This window comes from Agromyces sp. NPDC004153 (assembly GCF_053603635.1).
The window spans coordinates 71087-91126 of sequence record NZ_JBSGFY010000002.1; the positions used below are offsets into that span (position 1 = coordinate 71087).

General features: G+C 71.6%; 18 protein-coding genes. 13 read left to right on the plus strand and 5 right to left on the minus strand.

The genetic code is table 11. The features are described 5' to 3' along the window. The first annotated feature begins 24 nt into the window (after positions 1-24). Both ACWEOH_RS14350 and ACWEOH_RS14355 read left to right on the plus strand, forming a co-directional pair. Positions 25-537, plus strand: a complete 513-nt coding sequence (locus ACWEOH_RS14350) for a MarR family winged helix-turn-helix transcriptional regulator (RefSeq protein ID WP_452032109.1) — start codon at positions 25-27, stop codon at positions 535-537. A 55-nt stretch (positions 538-592) separates the two neighbouring features. Next, entirely contained in the window at positions 593-1042 is a 450-nt protein-coding gene (locus ACWEOH_RS14355; RefSeq protein WP_452032111.1) for an NUDIX domain-containing protein, read from the plus strand. Between the two features lie 6 nt (positions 1043-1048). On the opposite strand, the gene ACWEOH_RS14360 is transcribed toward ACWEOH_RS14355, so the two are convergent. Then, entirely contained in the window at positions 1049-1876 is an 828-nt protein-coding gene (locus ACWEOH_RS14360) for a DUF1295 domain-containing protein (RefSeq protein ID WP_452032113.1), read from the minus strand. Between the two features lie 32 nt (positions 1877-1908). Between ACWEOH_RS14360 and ACWEOH_RS14365 the strand changes: the two genes are divergently transcribed. The 4 genes from ACWEOH_RS14365 (at position 1909) to ACWEOH_RS14380 (ending at position 4409) form a co-directional block, all read left to right on the plus strand. Continuing rightward, positions 1909-2532 carry a CDP-alcohol phosphatidyltransferase family protein gene (locus ACWEOH_RS14365; protein WP_452032115.1) on the plus strand — a complete coding sequence of 208 codons (624 nt, stop codon included), beginning with the start codon at positions 1909-1911 and terminating at the stop codon, positions 2530-2532. Between the two features lie 2 nt (positions 2533-2534). Further along, positions 2535-3059, plus strand: a complete 525-nt coding sequence (locus ACWEOH_RS14370; RefSeq protein ID WP_452032117.1) for an FHA domain-containing protein — start codon at positions 2535-2537, stop codon at positions 3057-3059. Further along, positions 3059-3751, plus strand: coding sequence for a transcriptional regulator FtsR (gene ftsR, locus ACWEOH_RS14375; protein ID WP_452032119.1), 693 nt, complete (start codon positions 3059-3061; stop codon positions 3749-3751). The genes ACWEOH_RS14370 and ftsR overlap by 1 nt, the downstream gene beginning before the upstream one ends. A 109-nt stretch (positions 3752-3860) precedes the next feature. Next, on the plus strand, positions 3861-4409 hold the full coding sequence (locus ACWEOH_RS14380; RefSeq protein ID WP_452032121.1) for a MerR family transcriptional regulator: 549 nt from the start codon (positions 3861-3863) through the stop codon (positions 4407-4409). A 141-nt stretch (positions 4410-4550) separates the two neighbouring features. On the opposite strand, the gene ACWEOH_RS14385 is transcribed toward ACWEOH_RS14380, so the two are convergent. Then, positions 4551-5384, minus strand: coding sequence for a ParA family protein (locus ACWEOH_RS14385; protein ID WP_148735195.1), 834 nt, complete (start codon positions 5382-5384; stop codon positions 4551-4553). A 74-nt stretch (positions 5385-5458) separates the two neighbouring features. Between ACWEOH_RS14385 and ACWEOH_RS14390 the strand changes: the two genes are divergently transcribed. From ACWEOH_RS14390 to def, 3 genes are all read left to right on the plus strand, one after another. Continuing rightward, positions 5459-8863, plus strand: a complete 3405-nt coding sequence (locus ACWEOH_RS14390) for a pyruvate carboxylase (RefSeq protein ID WP_452032122.1) — start codon at positions 5459-5461, stop codon at positions 8861-8863. Positions 8864-8944: 81 nt separating this feature from the next. Beyond that, complete coding sequence (locus ACWEOH_RS14395; protein ID WP_452032124.1) at positions 8945-10333, plus strand: nucleotide-binding protein; 1389 nt, start codon at positions 8945-8947, stop codon at positions 10331-10333. 11 nt (positions 10334-10344) lie between these two features. Beyond that, entirely contained in the window at positions 10345-10836 is a 492-nt protein-coding gene (gene def / locus ACWEOH_RS14400; protein ID WP_148735193.1) for a peptide deformylase, read from the plus strand. Between the two features lie 95 nt (positions 10837-10931). On the opposite strand, the gene ACWEOH_RS14405 is transcribed toward def, so the two are convergent. Then, a complete protein-coding gene (locus tag ACWEOH_RS14405) occupies positions 10932-12764 on the minus strand; it encodes an AMP-dependent synthetase/ligase (RefSeq protein WP_452032126.1) in 1833 nt (610 codons plus the stop codon). Positions 12765-12911: 147 nt separating this feature from the next. Between ACWEOH_RS14405 and ACWEOH_RS14410 the strand changes: the two genes are divergently transcribed. From ACWEOH_RS14410 to ACWEOH_RS14420, 3 genes are all read left to right on the plus strand, one after another. Then, positions 12912-13862, plus strand: a complete 951-nt coding sequence (locus tag ACWEOH_RS14410; RefSeq protein ID WP_452032128.1) for an ROK family glucokinase — start codon at positions 12912-12914, stop codon at positions 13860-13862. A 50-nt stretch (positions 13863-13912) separates the two neighbouring features. Then, on the plus strand, positions 13913-14602 hold the full coding sequence (locus ACWEOH_RS14415; RefSeq protein WP_452032130.1) for a lysophospholipid acyltransferase family protein: 690 nt from the start codon (positions 13913-13915) through the stop codon (positions 14600-14602). Between the two features lie 81 nt (positions 14603-14683). Beyond that, positions 14684-16054 (plus strand): class II 3-deoxy-7-phosphoheptulonate synthase, encoded by a 1371-nt coding sequence (locus tag ACWEOH_RS14420; RefSeq protein ID WP_452032132.1) that lies wholly within the window; start codon positions 14684-14686, stop codon positions 16052-16054. A 131-nt stretch (positions 16055-16185) separates the two neighbouring features. Here the strand turns inward: ACWEOH_RS14420 and pknB are convergent, their stop codons facing one another. After that, entirely contained in the window at positions 16186-18105 is a 1920-nt protein-coding gene (gene pknB, locus ACWEOH_RS14425; RefSeq protein WP_452032134.1) for a Stk1 family PASTA domain-containing Ser/Thr kinase, read from the minus strand. A 135-nt stretch (positions 18106-18240) separates the two neighbouring features. Continuing rightward, on the minus strand, positions 18241-19524 hold the full coding sequence (locus ACWEOH_RS14430) for a LysM peptidoglycan-binding domain-containing protein (RefSeq protein ID WP_452032136.1): 1284 nt from the start codon (positions 19522-19524) through the stop codon (positions 18241-18243). A gap of 163 nt (positions 19525-19687) precedes the next feature. Between ACWEOH_RS14430 and ACWEOH_RS14435 the strand changes: the two genes are divergently transcribed. Next, positions 19688-20026 (plus strand): Rv2175c family DNA-binding protein, encoded by a 339-nt coding sequence (locus ACWEOH_RS14435; protein ID WP_452032138.1) that lies wholly within the window; start codon positions 19688-19690, stop codon positions 20024-20026. Positions 20027-20040: the final 14 nt, after the last annotated feature.

A 20040-nucleotide genomic window follows, 5' to 3' on the forward strand; every position in this document is an offset into this window, starting at 1 on the left:
GTGATTTGACGATAGCATCGCCGTATGCCGAAGGGAACAACCGAAAGTCGGAGTGACGACCACTACTGGTACGGTCGCGTCGACGAGTCGGCCCTCGAGGTGCTCGAGGCGGTCCGTCGGCACCGCGCCGCCGAGGCGCTCATGCGCCGGCGGATGCGCGACGACATGGACATGGGCGACACCGACCTGGCCGCGCTGCGCTGGCTCATCCGCGAGGAGCGCGACGGGCGCCCCGCCACGAGCGCCGGCCTCTCCCGGGCTCTCGGCATCACCACGGCCGCGACCGTGAAGGTGGTCGCGCGGTTGAGCGAGGGCGGCTACATCGAGCGCACGCGGCATCCGTCGGACCGCCGGGTGCTGCTGCTCGGCACGCTGCCCGGCGCCCACGAGCGCGTGCGCAAGGCGCTCGGCCCGATGCACGAGCGGATGATGCGACTGGCGTCGTCCTTCGACCGCGCCGAGCGCGAGGTGATCGTCCGCTTCCTCGACGGCCTCGTCGAGGTCGTCGACACCGCCCCCGACACCGACCCGGCATGACCCGGGATTGCGGTCCACGACCGCGCCGGCCGGGGGAGTGCGTCATGCTGGAGCAATGCACAGAGGAAGCGGCGACACCTGGGTCGAGGGCCCCGACGGCGCGAGGTACTGGGGCCGCTTCGGCGCCGCCGGCCTGCTCGTGGTGAGCCCGCGGTCCGAGGTGCTGCTACAGCACCGCGCCGCGTGGAGCCACTTCGGCGGCACGTGGGGCGTGCCAGGCGGGGCGCGCCACGAGGGCGAGAGCGCGGTGGACGCGGCCGTGCGCGAGGCGGGCGAGGAGGCGGGCGTGCCGGCCGACGCCCTGCACGTGCGCTTCACGTCGGTGCTCGACCTCGGCTACTGGTCGTACACGACCGTCGTGGCCGACGCCGCCGACCGCTTCACGCCCGTCGTGAGCGACCCCGAGAGCATCGAGCTGCGCTGGGTGCCGATCGCCGACGTCGGGGACCTCCCGCTGCACCCGCGCTTCGCCGAGGCCTGGCCCGGCCTTCGCGAGCGGCTCTGACGCCGCTCAGGCCGTGCGCTCGCCGGCGGTCGCCTGCGGGCGCGGGAACCACGGCACGATCGCCGAGGTGCGCGCCCGGTAGGCGTCGTAGTCGGGGTACTTCGCGCGCGAGATCGACTCCGTGAAGATCGTCGAGCCGATGAACAGCAGGGTGAGCAGGACCGCGCCCGCGATCGTCCAGTGCAGCCACACGCCCGTGGCGGCCACGGCGAACCCGTAGAAGGCCCACCACTGCGCCTGCTCGAAGAAGAAGTTCGGATGCCGCGAGCTCCGGAACATCCCCGTCTGCAGGAACCCCGGCTCGGGCGTGCGCCCGGCGGCGCGCTCGGCCACCTTCCACCGGTGGAACGCCCACTGCTGCTGGTCGGCGATCGTCTCGCCCGCGAGGAACGCGAGGAACACGACCGCGAGCAGGACGTCCCACGCGCCGAGCGGCGTGCCGGCCACCTCGTACGCGGTGTACGCCGGCAGGCAGAACAGCAGGATGAGCGCGTTCTGGTAGATCGAGATGAAGAACAGGTTGAACAGCTGGTACTGCCACGGCTCCATCCGACCGCGGAGCACCGCCCAGCGGTAGTCCTCGCCGCCGGGCCGGTAGCCGCCCTTGCGCGCGTAGTTGAAGGTCAATCGGATGCCCCAGAGCGTCACCAGCACGGCCATGAGCACGAGCCGCGCGTCGAACCCGCTCCAGCCCGCGAAGACCCAGACGTAGGCCACCGGCACGATCGACCAGATGCGGTCGACCCAGGAGTACTCGCGCGTCGCCACCGAGGCGATCCAGGTCGAGGCGGTGACCGCCGCGCAGATGACGAGACACACGCCGAGGGGACCCATGGCCGCATTCTAGGGCTCGATAGGATCGCAACGTGGCCGGGGACAGCGCGGGGGCGGTGGGGACCAGGATCTGGACGATCCCCAACGTCCTGAGCATGCTGCGGCTCGCGCTCGTGCCGGTCTTCCTCGTGTTCATCGTGATCGGCGACTACGTGTCGGCGCTCGTCGTGCTCGTCGTCGCGAGCCTGACCGACCTCCTCGACGGGTACCTCGCCCGCCGGCTCGGGCAGATCACCAGGCTGGGCCAGCTCCTCGACCCCGCGGCCGACCGCCTGTACATCTTCGCGGCGCTCGTGGGTCTCGCCGCGAACAGCCTCGTGCCGTGGTGGATCGTCGTGGTCATCGTGGCCCGCGACGTGTTCCTCCTCATCCTCGGGATCGTGCTCGCCAACCACGGCTACGGGCCGCTGCCCGTGCACCAGCTCGGCAAGGTCGCGACCTTCGCGCTGTTCTTCGGGCTGCCCGTCATCATGCTCGGCCTCGCCTTCCCGACGGTCCAGCCGGTGAGCGAGCCGGTGGGCTGGGCGATCACGCTCTGGGGCGCGTTCCTCTACTGGTGGGCGGGCATCATCTACGCGATCGAGACGGCCCGAGTCATCCGCCTGCCGCTTGCGGCGGACGAGTCCCGATCGGATACGCTGGAACAGGGAGGTTAGCCGTGGCGGATACCGACAACATTCAGGCTGGCGGGGAAGAAGAGCCCCACGACGACAGGACTCCTCAGACGAGCTCGAACAGCATCATCGGCGACAGCACGGCCGACACGACGATCGGCTTCAGCCGCGAGGCCGCCGCGCAGCTCTCGGCCGTCGACACCGACATCTCCGCCGAGGAGCAGGAGGCGATCGCCGCGCTGCCCTCGGGCTCCGCGCTGCTCATCGTGCGCCGCGGCCCGAACACCGGTGCGCGGTTCCTCCTCGACACCGACGTCACGACCGTCGGTCGTCATCCCGACGCCGACATCTTCCTTGACGACGTCACCGTGTCGCGCCGCCACGCGGAGTTCCTCCGCCACCGCACCGCCTTCGAGGTGAAGGACCTGTCGTCGCTGAACGGCACGTACTTCGACGGCGTGCGCATCGACACCGCGCTCCTCAGCGACGGCGCGGAGGTGCAGATCGGCAAGTACCGACTCACCTTCTACGCCTCCCGACGCGACCTGGCGCCGCTGGCGAGCGGCTAGTGCCGGGCACCGCCGCGTCCGCGAACGCGAGCGGCCAGGGTCGGCTCCACGGCATCGGCCAGGTCCTCGCGCTGCTGCAGCCCGAGTTCCCCGAGCTGACGCCGTCGAAGCTGCGGTTCCTCGAAGAGCAGGGGCTCGTGTCGCCGGCGCGCACGGCGGCCGGGTACCGCAAGTTCTCCGACGCCGACGTCGAGCGCATCACCGTCGTGCTCTCCATGCAGCGCGACCACTACCTGCCCCTCAAGGTCATCCGCGCGCACCTCGAGTCCATCGACGCCGGCGAGACGCCCGCGCTGCCGGGCGCCGCGAACGCCGCCTCCTTCCTGGCCGGCGCACGCCGGTACCGTCGCGCCGAGCTCATCGAGGCCGCGGGCGCGACGCGCGCCCTGCTCGACGAGGCCATCTCGGCATCGCTGCTGCCCGCAGCCGAGCAGTACGGCGACGACGCCCTCGGCGTGCTGACCGCGCTGGTCGCGCTGCGCGGCGTCGGCATCGAGGCGCGCCACCTGCGCGGACTCCGGGCCGCCGCCGAGCGCGAGGCCGCCCTCGTGGAGCGCGCGATCGCCCCCTCCCGTCGGTCGGATCCGGCCGACAAGGCGCGCGCCGCGGAGGCCGCGCTGGAGCTCGCCGGGCACCTCGAGACTGTGCGCACGTCGGTCGTGCGGAGCGCCCTCTCGACGCTCGGCCGTTGATCGCGACACGCCGTGACGTTCGGCCCGATGTGTTTGGCCGACGACCCCCGGATGGGTAGCGTGGGAGACGCGCCGTCGGGGTGCGGGCGTGAGAGTGAGGGGCGATCGGATGAGTGAGCTCGACCGGAGCGAACGCTACGACCTCGGCCTGCTCTTCACCGATGGGATGCCCGAGCACGACGACGGCACCGGCTACCGCGGAGCGGTCGCCGCACGTGCTGCCGGCATCAGCTACCGCCAGCTCGACTACTGGGCTCGCACGCAGCTCGTGGAGCCCACGGTGCGCGGCGCGGCCGGCTCCGGTTCGCAGCGCCTCTACGGCTTCCGCGACATCCTCGTCCTGAAGCTCGTGAAGCGCCTGCTCGACACGGGCATCTCGTTGCAGCAGATCCGCACGGCGGTCACGCAGCTGCGCGAGGCCGGCATCGAGGACCTGGCGCAGACGACCCTCATGAGCGACGGCGCGAGCGTCTACCTGTGCACGTCCGACGACGAGGTCATCGACCTCGTCAACCGCGGCCAGGGCGTCTTCGGCATCGCCGTCGGCAAGGTGCTGCGCGAGGTGGAGTCCACGCTCGTCGAGCTCGACACGCAGCCCGCCGACCCCATGGACGAGCTCGCCGCACGACGCGGCTCGCGGTCGCGCAGGATCTCCTGACGCGGCATCCGCTCGACGCACCCCGGTGCGTCCGTCCGTCTGCGTGTCGCCGGTCGACGGATGCCCCGCGCCCGGGTTCATGACGTCGTGTGACGCCGATCACGACGGCGTCATCGGCGCCGGCGCGCGGTCGGGCGTCGGTCAGATGACGGGCGACTGGAGCTCGAGCGGCGTGCCCGAGAACTCGCCGATGCGCGCCGTGCGCAGCACGCGTTCGAGCAGCTGGTCGAAGTGACGCGACATCTCCTCGGCGCTCTCGCCGGGCCACATGTGCAGCGGCTTCGCCGCGCCCTGCGCCTGCTGCAGCGAGGTGCGCTCGGGCAGCTGCGGCGACAGCACGAGCGGGCCGAACATGTCGCGCAGCTCCTTGATGCGGAACTGGTGCTCGAGCGACTGCACGCGGGCGCGGTTCACGATGATGCCGAGCGGCTGGAGTCGGGGGGAGAGGCCGCGGCGGATCTCCTCGATCGCGCGGAGGGCGCGGTCGGCGGCGGCGACCGAGAACAGGCCGGGCTCGGTGACCACGGCCACGCGGTCGCTGGCGGCCCATGCGGTGCGGGTCAGCGCGTTGAGCGACGGCGCGCAGTCGATGAGCACGAGCTCGTAGTCGGCCTCGACGTTGGCGAGCGCCTCCTCGAGCTTCCAGATGTCGCGGATCGACGGGTGCGGCCCGTCGTAGTTGATCGCCGAGGGGCTGCCGATCATCACGTCGATGGTCGAGCTCGGGTTGGAACGGGCCCACCCGCTCGGGGCGATCGCCGAGCGGACGATCTTCTCCTTCGGGGAGGCGAGCACGTCGGCGACGTTGAGGTGACCGGCCATCTGGATGTCCATGCCGGTGGAGACGTCGGACTGCGGGTCGAGGTCGACGACCAGCGTGCGGACGCCGCGGGCGAAGGCCGCCGATGCCAGTCCGAGGGTCACGGTGGTCTTGCCGACGCCGCCTTTCAGGGAGCTGACGGAGAGAACGTGCACGAACAGATACGTTACCTTTAGACCTCGGGCGATACCTAAATGTTCGCTGTGCGGAAACCCTCGGAAAGGCCTGCATGTTCACGAAGATCCTGGTAGCCAATCGCGGAGAGATCGCCATCCGGGCCTTCCGCGCAGCCGTCGAGCTCGGTGCGAAGACCGTCGCCGTGTACCCGTTCGAGGACCGCAACTCCCTGCACCGCCTGAAGGCGGACGAGGCCTACCAGATTGGCACCCCGGGGCATCCGGTGCGGGCCTACCTCGACGTGTCGGAGATCATCCGCGTCGCGAAGGAGTCGGGCGCCGACGCGATCTACCCGGGATACGGCTTCCTCTCCGAGAACCCCGAGCTGGCCCAGGCCGCCGCCGAGGCGGGCATCACCTTCATCGGCCCGCCCAAGCAGGTGCTCGAGATGGCCGGCAACAAGGTCACGGCGAAGGAGCACGCGATCGCGGCCGGCGTCCCGGTGCTGAAGTCGACGCCCCCGTCGCGCGACATCGAGGAGCTCGTCGCCCAGGCCGACGAGATCGGGTTCCCCATCTTCGCGAAGGCGGTCGCGGGCGGCGGCGGCCGCGGCATGCGTCGCGTGAACTCGAAGGACGACCTCCGCTCGTCGCTCGAGGAGGCCATGCGCGAGGCCGACAGCGCGTTCGGCGACCCCACGATGTTCCTCGAGCAGGCCGTGCTCCGCCCGCGCCACATCGAGGTCCAGGTGCTCGCGGATGCCGCGGGCGAGACGGTGCACCTCTTCGAGCGCGACTGCTCGGTGCAGCGCCGCCACCAGAAGGTCATCGAGATCGCGCCCGCGCCGAACCTCTCCGACGACGTCCGCCGGTCGCTGTACCGCGACGCCATCGCGTTCGCGAAGTCGATCGGCTACGTCAACGCGGGCACTGTCGAGTTCCTGCTCGACACCGCGGGCGAGCGCGCCGGCCAGCACGTGTTCATCGAGATGAACCCGCGCATCCAGGTCGAGCACACCGTGACCGAGGAGGTCACCGACGTCGACCTCGTCGTCTCGCAGATGCGCATCGCGGCGGGGGAGACGCTCGCCCAGCTCGGCCTCGAGCAGGAGCAGATCCGCCTCCGCGGCGCCGCCCTCCAGTGCCGCATCACGACCGAGGACCCGACCGCGGGATTCCGCCCCGACACGGGCAAGATCACGACCTACCGCTCGCCGGGCGGCGCGGGCATCCGCCTCGACGGCGGTACCGTGAACCCGGGCGCCCAGATCAGTCCGCACTTCGACTCGATGCTCGCGAAGCTCACGTGCCGCGGCCGCGATTACCCGGCTGCGGTGGCCCGCGCGAAGCGTGCGCTGGCCGAATTCCGCATCCGCGGCGTGTCCACGAACATCCCCTTCCTCCAGGCGGTGCTCGAGGACCCGGCGTTCATCGCCGGCGACCTCAGCACCTCGTTCATCGACGAGCGCCCGCAACTGCTGCGCGGCCGCGTCTCGAAGGACCGCGGCACGAAGATCCTGAACTGGCTCGCCGACGTCACGGTCAACCAGCCCAACGGCCCGGCGCCCACGACCGTGCACCCCGCCGAGAAGCTGCCCGAGATCGACCTGTCGCAGCCGGCGCCCGATGGCTCCCGCCAGCGGCTGCTCGAGCTCGGCCCGGCCGGGTTCGCGGCGGCGCTGCGCGCGCAGACGCCGCTCGCGGTCACCGAGACCACGTTCCGCGATGCCCACCAGTCGCTGCTCGCAACGCGCGTGCGCACCCGCGACCTCGTCGCCGTCGCGCCCTACGTCGCGCGCATGACCCCGCAGCTCCTCTCCGTCGAGGCCTGGGGCGGCGCCACCTACGACGTCGCGCTCCGCTTCCTCGGCGAGGACCCCTGGGAGCGCCTCGCCACGCTGCGCGAAGCGCTGCCGAACATCAACATCCAGATGCTGCTGCGCGGCCGCAACACGGTCGGCTACACGCCGTACCCGACCGAGGTCACCGACGCGTTCGTGCGCGAGGCCGCAGCGACCGGCGTCGACATCTTCCGCATCTTCGACGCGCTGAACGACGTCGACCAGATGCGCCCGGCGATCGACTCGGTGCTTGCCACGGGCCATGCCGTCGCCGAGGTCGCGCTCTGCTACACGGGCGACCTGCTCGATCCTGCCGAGAACCTCTACACGCTCGACTACTACCTGCGGCTGGCCGACGAGATCGTCGCCGCGGGCGCTCACATCATCGCGATCAAGGACATGGCTGGCCTCGTGCGCCCGGCGGCCGCCGAGAAGCTCGTCTCGGCGCTCCGCGAGCGGTTCGACCTGCCCGTGCACCTGCACACGCACGACACGGCGGGCGGGCAGCTCGCCACCCTCCTCGCGGCGAGCCGCGCGGGCGTCGATGCGGTCGACGTCGCGAGCGCCCCGATGGCGGGCACCACCAGCCAGCCGTCGGCGTCGTCCCTCGTCGCGGCGCTCGCGCACACCGAGCGCGACACGGGCATCTCGCTGCAGGCCGTCGCCGACCTCGAGCCCTACTGGGAGGCCGTGCGCCGCATCTACCGGCCGTTCGAGTCGGGCCTGCCCGGCCCCACCGGGCGCGTGTACCACCACGAGATCCCAGGTGGCCAGCTGTCGAACCTCCGCCAGCAGGCCATCGCGCTCGGCCTGGCCGACGACTTCGAGCTCATCGAGGACATGTACGCGGCCGCCAACGACATCCTCGGCCGCGTGCCGAAGGTCACCCCATCGTCGAAGGTCGTCGGCGACCTCGCCCTGCACCTCGCCGCGGTGAAGGCCGACCCGGCCGACTTCGCCGAGCACCCCGAGAAGTACGACGTGCCCGACTCGGTCATCGGATTCATGGCGGGCGAGCTCGGCGACCTGCCCGGCGGCTGGCCCGAGCCGTTCCGCTCGAAGGTGCTCGCCGGCAAGGACGTGCGCATCGGCGTGACGGAGCTCACCGACGACCAGCGCGGCGCGCTCGAGGCCGACAGCGCGACGCGTCGCTCGACCCTGAACACGCTGCTGTTCCCCGCGCCGACCCGCCAGTTCGAGCAGATCCGCGAGCTGTTCGGCGACCTCTCGGTCGTCGACACGTCCGACTACCTCTACGGCCTGCGCCCCGGCGCCGAGCACGTGATCGAGATCGACAAGGGCGTGCGCCTCTACGCGGGTCTCGAGGCGATCGGCGAGGCCGACGAGAAGGGCATGCGCACGGTCATGACCATCCTCAACGGCCAGCTGCGACCCGTGTTCGTGCGCGACCGCAGCATCGTCGTCGAGACCCGTGCGGCCGAGAAGGCGGATGCCTCGCAGCCCGGCCACGTCGCCGCGCCGTTCTCCGGCGTGGTGACGCTGCAGGTCGAGCCGGGCGCCGAGATCGCCGCCGGACAGGGCGTCGCGTCGATCGAGGCGATGAAGATGGAGGCCGCGATCACGTCCCCCGTCGCGGGTGTGGTGGAGCGCGTGGCGATCCCCAAGACCCAGCAGGTGGAGGCCGGCGATCTGCTCGTGGTGGTGCGCCCGCGGTAGTCGTCGTGCGCCCGCGATAGGCTGTCGGTGAGTTCGCGCTGAACTCCGCACTGCATTCCGCACTGATGAGGAGGGGTATCGGTGTCAGACGACAGGGGCGATGACCACGACACGACACGCCGGGCGTCCGGGGGACACGCCGCAGCCGTCGACCGCGGCCGGCTGGCGCCGACCAGCGGGGCGCACGCCGCGTCGGCATTGCCCGACAGCCTGAACATCCGCGTGGACCTCCCGCCGGCCCCACGCCCCGAGATGCCCGAAGACGAGGTGGCCGTCGCGATCGACGACATCGCGGTGAACCCGGGCGAGGCGGGCGGCGGCCCGGGCACGACCTCGGTCGAGGTCGTGACCCCCGCGCTGTCGGCGGCCGGCTACCGGCAGTCCTACCGCCGCGACACCTCGCCCTACGGCGCCCTGCTGGCCGCCGACGAGTCCCGGCTGCGCCGCGAGCGCGTCACCACCGACACGGGCAGCCACGTCGCGATCGTCGACGTGCCCGACGCCGACGTCGTCCCGGCCGAGCTGCCCGAGCCGTCGGAGTCGCTGACCGCCGACCGGCTCATTGACGTCAACCGCGCGCCGCGGCCGGCGCCGCACGGTGGGTTCAACCGCTTCCTCTACGAGGCGTCGCTGCACCTGGTCAACCTCGGCGACTCCGCGAAGGTGCGCGCCCACAAGGCGCTGAGCGGCCGCATCCAGAAGCGCTTCGAGGGCGGTGCGCGCTTCGTGCCCGTGCTCACGCGCAAGGGCGGCGTCGGCAAGACGACCGTGACGACGCTCCTCGGCATGGCCCTGGCCGACGCGCGCGATGACCGCATCATCGCCATCGACGCGAACCCCGATCGCGGCACGCTCGCGGAGCGCGTCGACCGGCAGACCCGCGAGACGGTGCGCGACGTCGTGAACAAGGCATCGTCGATCGGCGGCTACACCGACTTCTCGGGGTTCGTCTCCCGCGACGGGACGCGGCTCGACATCCTCGCGTCCGACACCGACCCGACGCTCTCCGAGGCGTTCGACGACGACGACTACAACGTCGTGGCCGGCCTCGCGGCGCGCTACTACTCGATCGTGCTGACCGACTGCGGCACCGGCATCGTGCACTCGGTGATGCGCGCGACGCTGCAGCGCGCCGATTCGATCGTGATCGTGTCGGGCGGCAGCGTCGACGAAGCCCGCCTCGCGTCCGAGACGCTGACGTGGCTGGAGGCCAACGGCTACGGCGAGCTCGTGCGCAACGCCGTCGTCGTGATCAACCTGGCGACGCAGGGCACGCATCTCGTCAAGGTCGACGAGATCGAGGCCCACTTCGCCTCGCGCGTGCGCGAGATCGTGCGGATCCCGTACGACCCGCAGCTCGCCGCCGGATCCGTCGTGCACTGGGACGACCTGCGTCCCGTGACGCAGCACGCGGCCCGCGAGCTCGCCGCGCTCGTGGTCGAAGGCCTGCCCGCTGACCGCGGGCACTGATCGGAGCGCAATTGCCGGAACGTCCCATTCGCCTGTTCGGCGACCCCGTCCTGAAGACCGTCTCCGCCCCCGTCGAACAGATCGACGATCGGGTGCGCTCGCTCGTCGCCGACCTCGTCGACAGCGTGCGGCTCCCGGGTCGCGCGGGCGTCGCCGCGTCGCAGATCGGCGTGAACCTCCGCGTGTTCAGCTACAACATCGACGGCGACGTCGGCTACGTCATCAACCCCGAGATCGTCGAGGTGACGGGCGACCGCGAGCTCATCGATGAGGGATGCCTCTCGGTGCCGGGCCTGTGGCACAAGACGCCGCGGCATCCGTTCGCCCGAGTTCGCGGCATCGACCTCGACGGCAACGAGATCGAGGTCTCGGGCACGGGACTCATGGCGCAGGCCCTGCAGCACGAGACCGACCACCTCGACGGCATCCTCTACCTCGACCGGCTGGAGAAGGACGAGCGGCGTGCCGCGATGAAGGAGGTGCGCGAGTCGGACTGGTTCTGACGGCGCACGCGACCCGGGCACCGCGGATGCCGCGGGCCCGACGTGCGAGAGGGCCCCGCGGCATCCGCGGGGCCCTCTCGTGTCGTCGGGACGGCTCAGTGCACGATCGAGTGTCCCTCGGTGGCCGGAGCGCCCGAGTACATCGTCTCGATCTCCACCGAGAAGTCCTCGAGGATCACGTTGCGCTTGATGCTGAGCTTCGGCGTCAGGTGCCCGCTCGCCTCGGTGAGCTCGGTCGAGAGGATCGTGAACTTGCGGATGGACTCGGCGCGCGAGACGTGCTCGTTCGCCGCGTCGATCGCCCGCTGCACCTCGGCGAGGACGGCCGCGTTGGTGGTGGCCTCCTCGAGGCTCATGCCCGCGTCCTCGTCGTTGTTGTTCAGCCAGACCGGGAGCATCTCGGGGTCGAGCGTCACGAGCGCCGAGATGAACGGCTTCTTGTCGCCGACCACGACGACCTGGCCGACGAGCGGGTTGGCGCGGATCGGGTCCTCGAGCGCCGCCGGGGCGACGTTCTTGCCGCCGGCGGTGACGATGATCTCCTTCTTGCGGCCGGTGATCGAGAGGAAGCCGTCGGCGTCGAAGCTGCCGAGGTCGCCCGTCTTGAACCACTCGCCGTCGAACGCCTCGGCGGTCGCCTCGGGGTTCTTCCAGTACTCCTTGAACACGTCGACGCCCTTGACCTGGATCTCGCCGTCGTCGGCGATGCGGACCGAGACACCCGGGAGGGCCGGGCCGACGGTTCCGATCTTCGACTTCGTCGCGAGGTTCACGGTGGCGGGCGCCGTGGTCTCGGTGAGGCCGTAGCCCTCGAGGATCGTGATACCGAGCGCGTGGTAGAAGTGGCCGAGCCGCGGACCGAGCGGGGCCGAACCCGAGACGGCGTACTTCACGTTGCCGCCCATCGCATGACGGAGCTTGCCGTACACGAGCCGGTCGAAGAGCGTGAACTTCAGCTTGAGGCCGAACGGGACCTTGCCCGCCTCCTTGGCCGTCGAGTACGCGACGGCGGTGTCGGCAGCGGCGCGGAAGATCTTGCCCTTGCCGCCGGCCTCGGCCTTCTGCTCCGAGACGTTGTAGACCTTCTCGAAGACCCGCGGCACCGCGAGGAGGAAGGTCGGCTTGAAGCTCCCGAGCGACGGGAGGAGCTGCTTCGTGTCGGGCTGGTGACCGACACGGACGCCGGCGTGCACCGACAGGACCGCGATGAAGCGGGCGAAGATGTGCGCGGTGGTGATGAAGAGCAGCGTCGAGGCGCCGTTGGGGTCGGCCACGACCTCCTTGAGCGCAACCGCGGCGTTGCGGCAGAGCTCGACGAAGTTGGAGTGGGTGAGCACGCAGCCCTTGGGCTTGCCGGTGGAGCCCGACGTGTAGATGAGCGTGGCGATGTCGGAGCCGACCGCGAGGTTGCGGCGACGCTCGATCTCCTCGTCGGACACCCCGGTGCCCGCTGCCGCGAGCTTGTCGAGGTCGCCGAGGTCGATCTGCCAGACGTTGCGGATGGCCGGCAGCTCGGGGTGCACCTCGTCGAAGCGAGCGAAGTGGTCGGGCGTCTCGACGATGACGGCGATGGCACCGGAGTCGCTGACGTTCCACTTGACCTGCGAGGGCGAGCTGGTCTCGTAGATCGGCACGAGCACGGCTCCGGCGAACCACGTCGCGAAGTCGATGAGGGTCCACTCGTAGCGCGTCTTGCACATGAGGCCGATCTTGTCGCCTGGCTGGATGCCGGCGGCGACGAGGCCCTTCGCGAGGGCGACGACCTGTTCGTGGAACTCCCTGGTCGTGACCGGGGACCAGCCACCGTCACCGGTGGGGAGGGAGAACAGCACCGAGTCGGGCGTGGCCGCGACGCGCTGCACGAGGAGGTCCGTGACATTCGCGTCGGGGTCGGCCGGGACGACGGCGGGGGTATCGAATTGGATCACGGTAGCTCCTTCGGCACCGGGGAAGCTCGGGCGGCACGGGGCGCGCGAACCTCGGCATTGGGGTCGACTACACTCTAGCCGTTGCGCGTGCGGCCACGAGGGCTCGGGCGTGCTCGATCCCAACCCCCTTCGAAAGGCGGCTCCCTCGTGCACGCGATCGGCATCGACATCGGCGGGACGAAGATCGCGGGGGCCGTCGTCGACGAGTTCGGCGCCATCGTGCGGTCGGAGCGCGTGCCCACGCCGGCCGGCGATCCGCAGCTCCTCGAGGACGCGGTCGTGGCGATGATCGAGTCGCTGTCCCACGACGGGCCTGCCGCCGCGGTCGGCGTGGCCGCCGCGGGCTTCATCGACGCCGCGCAGTCGACCGTCTACTACGCGCCGAACATCCACTGGCGCAACGAGCCGTTCCGCGAGAAGCTCGAGGCCCGCGTCGGCACGACCGTGGTCGTCGACAACGACGCCAACGCCGCCGGCTGGGCCGAGTTCCGATTCGGCGCCGGACGACTCGTCAGCGACATGGTCATGCTCACCATCGGCACGGGCGTCGGCGGCGCGATCGTCGCCGGCGACCGGCTCTTCCGGGGCGGCTTCGGCGCCGGCGCCGAGCTCGGCCACATGCGCCTCGTCCCCGGCGGCATCGCCTGCGGCTGCGGGCAGCACGGATGCCTCGAGCAGTACGGCTCGGGCCGGGCGCTGCTGCGCATGGCGAACGAGATCGCCGACGCCGGCGGCATCGGGCAGGCGCTCGCGCAGGCCCGCGAGGAGCGCGGTGCGCTGGACGGCACGATCGTGGGCGGCCTCATCGAGCAGGAGGACCCCGGAGCCGTCGCCGCGCTCCGCCAGCTCGGCCACTGGCTCGGCGAGGCGTCGGCGTCGCTGTCGGCCGTCCTCGACCCGCAGCGCTTCGTGTTCGGCGGCGGCGTGGCCGTCGCGGGGGAGCTGCTGCTCGGCCCGATCCGCGAGTCGTACCTCCAGCACCTCCCGGCGCGCGGCTACCACCCCGAGCCCGACTTCGTCATCGCGGAGCTCGTGAACGACGCCGGCGTGGTCGGCGCGGCCGACCTGGCGCGCGTGTGGGTCGAGGAGCACGCCTGAGCAGCTCGGCGCTAGGCTGAAGCGTTCGTTCGGCGACGAGGGGAGGTCCGGTGTTCTACTGGATCATGAAGCACATCGTCATCGGGCCGATCCTGCTGGCGATCTTCCGGCCCTGGGTCGTCGGGCTCCAGAACGTGCCGAAGGACGGCGCCGTCATCCTCGCGTCGAACCACCTCTCGTTCATCGACTCGATCTTCCTGCCGCTCATCGTCGACCGCCGCGTCATCTTCCTCGCGAAGAGCGAGTACTTCACCGGCAAGGGCCTCAAGGGCTGGGCGACGCGCACGTTCTTCCAGGCGGCTGGGCAGCTGCCCATCGACCGCTCGGGCGGCAAGGCGTCCGAGGCCTCGCTCGCGACCGGCCTCCGGGTCCTCGGCGAGGGCGGCATCCTCGGCATCTACCCCGAGGGCACGCGCAGCCCCGACGCCCGCCTCTACCGCGGCCGCACGGGCGTCGCCCGGATGGTGCTCGAGGCGGGCGTGCCCGTCATCCCGGTCGCCATGATCGGCACCGAGAAGGTCATGCCCATCGGCACGCGACTGCCCAAGGTGCGCCGCATCGGCATCATCATCGGCGAGCCGCTCGACTTCTCGCGCTTCGAGGGACTCGAGGGCGACCGGTTCGTGTTGCGCTCCGTGACGGACGAGCTCGTCTACGAGCTGCGCACCCTGAGCGGCCAGGAGTACGTCGACGTGTACGCCAGCTCCGTGCGGGAGCAGCGGGCCGCGCAATCGGGGTAGGCTCGAACGTGCGGCGGCGCGCGTGCGACGCCGCGTTTCCCGTTCCGGCGCGCCCGCGCCCCGACCCCTCAGGACAGTCCCGTGGTACAGCTCGTCGAGCCCGTCGTCAGTGCAGATCCCTCCGTGATCGACGGCCTCGACTATTGGCGCACGCTGCCGATCAAGCAGCAGCCCACCTGGCCCGACGCCGAGGCGGCGCACGCGGCATCCGCTGAGCTCGCGACCCTGCCCCCGCTCGTGTTCGCCGGCGAGGTCGACATGCTGCGCACCCGGCTGGCCGCCGCTTCGCGCGGCGAGTCGTTCCTGCTGCAGGGCGGCGACTGCGCCGAGACGTTCGCCGGGGCGACCGCCGACCAGATCCGCAACCGCGTGAAGACCGTGCTGCAGATGGCCGTCGTCCTCACCTACGGCGCGTCGATGCCGGTCGTGAAGATGGGCCGCATGGCGGGCCAGTTCGCCAAGCCGCGCTCGAGCGACACCGAGACGCGAGGCGGCGTCACGCTGCCCGCCTACCGCGGCGACATCGTGAACGGCTACGACTTCACGCCCGAGTCGCGCCAGGCCGACCCGTCGCGCCTCGTGCGCGGCTACCACATGGCCGCGTCGACGCTGAACCTGATCCGTGCGTTCACGCAGGGCGGCTTCGCCGACCTCCGCCAGGTGCACTCGTGGAACCAGGGCTTCTCGGCCAACCCGGCGAACGCCAGGTACGAGTCGCTCGCCCGCGAGATCGACCGCGCGATCAAGTTCATGGAGGCGTGCGGCGCCGACTTCGAGGCGCTGAAGCACACCGAGTTCTACACGGGCCACGAGGGCCTGCTCATGGACTACGAGCGCCCGATGACCCGCATCGACTCGCGCACGGGCACGCCCTACCTCACGTCGGGCCACTTCATCTGGATCGGGGAGCGCACGCGCGACCTCGACGGCGCGCACGTCGACTTCCTGTCGCGGGTGCGCAACCCGATCGGCGTGAAGCTCGGACCGTCCACCACGCCCGAGACGATGATCGAGCTCGTCGAGAAGCTCGACCCGCACCGCGAGCCGGGCCGCCTCACGTTCATCACGCGCATGGGCGCCGGCAAGATCCGCGACGCGCTGCCGCCGCTGCTCGAGGCCATCAAGCGCAGCGACGCGAACCCGCTGTGGGTCACCGACCCGATGCACGGCAACGGCATCACGACGCCGAACGGCTACAAGACCCGCCGGTTCGACGACGTGGTCGACGAGGTGCGCGGCTTCTTCGAAGCGCACCGGGCCGCGGGCACCTACCCCGGCGGCATCCACGTGGAGCTCACGGGCGACGACGTGACCGAGTGCCTCGGCGGCTCCGAGCACATCGACGAGGAGACCCTCGCGACGCGCTACGAGTCGCTCTGCGACCCGCGCCTCAACCACATGCAGTCGCTCGAGCTGGCCTTCCTCGTGGCCGAGGAGCTCACCGCGCGCTGACGGCCGACGGCGGGGCGTCCGACGGATGCCCCGCCGCGGTCGCGTGCGCGCGCTGGTTCCGTGCACGTCCGACGGATGCCCCGCGGCATCCGATGCCGGGTCGAGGGATGCCCCGCGGCATCCGCCCGGGCTCAGCCGAAGTTGACCGTGACCTCGGAGCCGCGCTTGAGCTTCTCGCCGGCGACGGGGCTCTGCACGGACGCGACGACCGCGCCCTCGAGGAAACCCGGCACGTTCGACGTCACGCTGAAGCCGAGCGCCTCGAGCTGCTCACGGGCCTGCGCGACGGTCTGGCCGTTGATGACGTTGGGCACCTCGACGAGGTCGGGGCCCTTCGACACCGTGATGACGATCGTGTCGCCGGGCCGCACGGGATCGGTCGCGGGGGCCCATGAGATCACGTGGTCGGCGGGCACATCGTCGTCGAACTCGGGCTCGGCGGTGCCCACCACGAGTCGGGCGCCCGTGATCGCGGCCTCGGCATCGGCGACGGGCAGGCCCGTGACGTCGGGGATCGGGCCGACCGAGACGACGATCGACACGTCGCCGAGCTCGGGATAGGGGTCACCCGCGGCGACGGCGTTGCCGTCGGCCCCGAGGACCGCGATGACGGAACCCGCGGCCACGTCGCCCGAGAACTGCTGCGCGGACTGCTCGGCCACCGTGAAGTCGCCGAGGGCGGTGCGCGCATCGGCCTCGGGCTGGCCGACCACGTCGGGCATCGGCAGCATGAGCGGCCCGAGCGAGACGAACATCGTCACGGTGGACCCGCGCCGGGCCTGCTCGCCCGCGGCCGGATCGGTGCCGGAGACCTGACCCGCTGGCACCCGTGGGTCGTTGCGCTCGGCGTCGACGACCTGGAAGCCCTCCTCGGCGAGCACCTGGCGTGCGTTGTCGGGCAGGAGTGTCGCCGTCTCGGGGACGGTCGTCATGGCGCCGGGGCCGGCGCCGAAGTACCACCCGGTGCCCGCGGCGAGCCCGGTGAGGAGCAGCACGAGCGCGAAGATCCAGTAGCCACGGCGGCGACGGCGGTCGGAGCTCGTCGCGAGGGCGGTCGCGGCCTCGTCGTCGGATGCCTCGGGCGGCGCCGGCGGCGCGACCACCGCGCCGCCGCCGATGACGGCGGTCGCGGCAGTGGCGACGCCGACGGGCATCGCCGCGTCGGGCAGCACGACCGTGGCCTGCGTGCGCGGCGCCTGCCGCGGCGCGCGGATCGCGGGCTCGACCTCGCGGAGCCGGTCGAGCATGTCGCGCGCGTCGTGCGGACGCTCCTCGGGGTCGCGCGCCGTGGCCCAGAGCACGAGCTCGTCGAGCTCGACGGGCACCGCCGGGTTCTTCGAGCTCGGCGTGGGCACGGTGTCGTTGGCGTGCTGGTACGCGATCTGCATCGGCGCCTCGCCCACGTAGGGCTGCTCGCCGGTGAGCATCTCGTACATCATGATGCCGACCGCGTAGATGTCGCTGCGCGCGTCGGCGACGCCGCGGGTGACGAGTTCGGGGGACAGGTAGGCGATGGTGCCGAGCAGCGCCTGGCCGGTCGCGGTGTTGGCGCTCGCGGCGCGCGCGAGCCCGAAGTCGCCGAGCTTGATGCGGCCGTCGTCGGCGAGCAGCACGTTCTCGGGCTTGAGGTCGCGGTGCACGATGCCGGCCTTGTGCGCGGCGGCGAGGCCGGCCAGCACGGCGTCCATGATGTCGACGGTCTGCTCGGGCGTGAGCTTCTTGTAGTCCTTCAGCAGCTCGCGCAGCGTGATGCCCGGCAGGTACTCCATGACCAGGTAGGCCATGTCGGAGTCCTGGCCCTGGTCGAACACGTTCACGACGTTCGGGTGCGCGAGCCGGGCGGCCGAACGCGCCTCCTGCACGAACCGGGTCTTGAAGGTGTTGTCGTCGGCGAGGTGACCGTGCATGATCTTGATCGCGACGCGGCGCTCGAGGCGCAGGTCGGTCGCGAGGTAGACCGTGGCCATGCCGCCACGGGCGATCCGCGAGCGCACCTGATAGCGGCCGTCGACGAGACGGCCGATCATCGGGTCGGCGGGCGCGGTGGTCACCGTTCGAGTCTACGAACCCCTGCATGCCCCGACCCGACTACACACCGTGGAACGGCGGAATCGCAACGGCTTCGTGACCCCGGATGACGCGGGCACGTCGGGGCGGCACGGCAGGTCGGGCCGACGCGACCGTCGTCAGCCGAGCTCCGACAGCCAGGCCCGCGCCGACACCTCCCACTTCGCGTAGTGGTCGGGATGCGCCGAGAGCTGCACCGCCTGGGCGGCCTGCGTGACGGACATCGCCTCCCACCCGACGATGTCGAGCAGGCCGCTCGTGCGGCCGCGGTTCGGGTCGGCCGCACCGCCGTAGAACGCCGTCGTCGCGCGCACCGGGTCGAGGACCTCCTCGGGCGTGCCCCAGCCCTCGCTGGGCCGCTGCTGGAAGAGGCCGAGCGAGTCCTGGTCGCCATGGTGCAGGTTCCGCAGGCCCGACTCCTGCGCCGCGGCCGCGAGCGCGATCACGATGCCCTGCTCGGGCACGCCGAGGGCGCGTCCGAGGTCGATGACGATCCGGGCGTTCGCCCGCATCTCGTCGGTGAGGGGCACGCTCACCGATGCGACGGCGACGACTGGCTCGGGCCGACGCACGACGAGCACCTGCCCCGGGACGATCAGCGTCGAGCCGCCGAGGGCGTTGGCCGCGTCGAGGTCGGCGACCGTCACGCCGTACGCCTCCGCCAGGCCGAAGAGCGTGTCGTCGGCCGCCACGACGTGCGTGTCGGGGGACACGGACGCGTCGGGTGGCGGTGCGGGGGCGGCGGGCGCCGGCTCCGCGGATGGAGCGGGCGCAGCCGGCGGCATCGGTTGCGTCGACGACGGATCGGCGAGCGGCAGCACGATGGCCTCGCCGGGGAAGATGAGGCTCGTCGGGCCGAGGCCGTTGGCGCTCAGCACGTCCGCGGCGTCGAGGCCGTACGCCGCGGCGATGCTGCTCACGGTGTCGCCCTCGACGACGACGTGGCGGGCGATCTCGGGCGCGGCCGGCGGAGGGGCGGGCGCCGACCCGTCCACGGTGCCGCCGGGGAGGGCGAGACGCTGGCCGGGGAAGATGAGGCTCGACCAGCCGAGCCCGTTCGCGGCGAGCACCTCGGCGGTGGCGAGCCCGAACCGCTCGGCGATGCCGCTGACGGTGTCGCCCTCGGCCACCACGTACTCGGGCGGCGCGGGCGCGGACGGCGGCGCGGCGATCGCTGTCGCACGGGGCGCCGAACCCAGCGCCTTCGGCTTCGCGTGCCGCTTCAGCGGCGGCGCGGGGGCCGCATCCGCGGGCTGGGCGATGCCGAGGGTCACGGCGAGGGTGCTCGCGATGGCGATCGGCACGGTGAGCACCGCACGGATGCCGCGACGGCCGCCCCGCTCGGCGGCGGCGCCGGTTCGGCGCAGTCGCCCCCAGCGAACCGCCTCCGTTCCGTCCGACATGATCCCCCCTCGGGCCGGACCCCCTCGTCCGTCGCCAACGTCCCACAGGGGATGGGGCGAGTCAACGACCTCGCCGCGAGTCCCCGGACTCCGGGTCGAACGGCTCCGCGCGTCGCGGCGGGGATGCTTCCGATGCGCTGCATCCGTCTGGCAGGCTGGTGACGTGACCGACGACGACCAGACCGAGTGGCTGACCGTTCCCGACCTCGTCGAGCGGCTCGGGCTGACCCCGAGCCGCATCCGCAAGCTCATCGACGACCGCCACCTGCTCGCGATGCGCGTCGACGGCGTGTTGAAGGTGCCCGCGTCGTTCCTGCGCGACGACGCGCCGCTGCCCGAGCTGCACGGCACGGCCGTCGTGCTCGCCGATGCCGGGTTCAGCGACGCCGAGGCGCTCGAGTGGCTGCTCGGCGAGGAGGATAGCCTCGGCACCAGTCCCATCGCCGCGCTCCGCGCGGGCCGCAAGTCCGAGGTGCGCCGGGTGGCGCAGGCCCTCGCCTGATCCTCGCCCGCCGA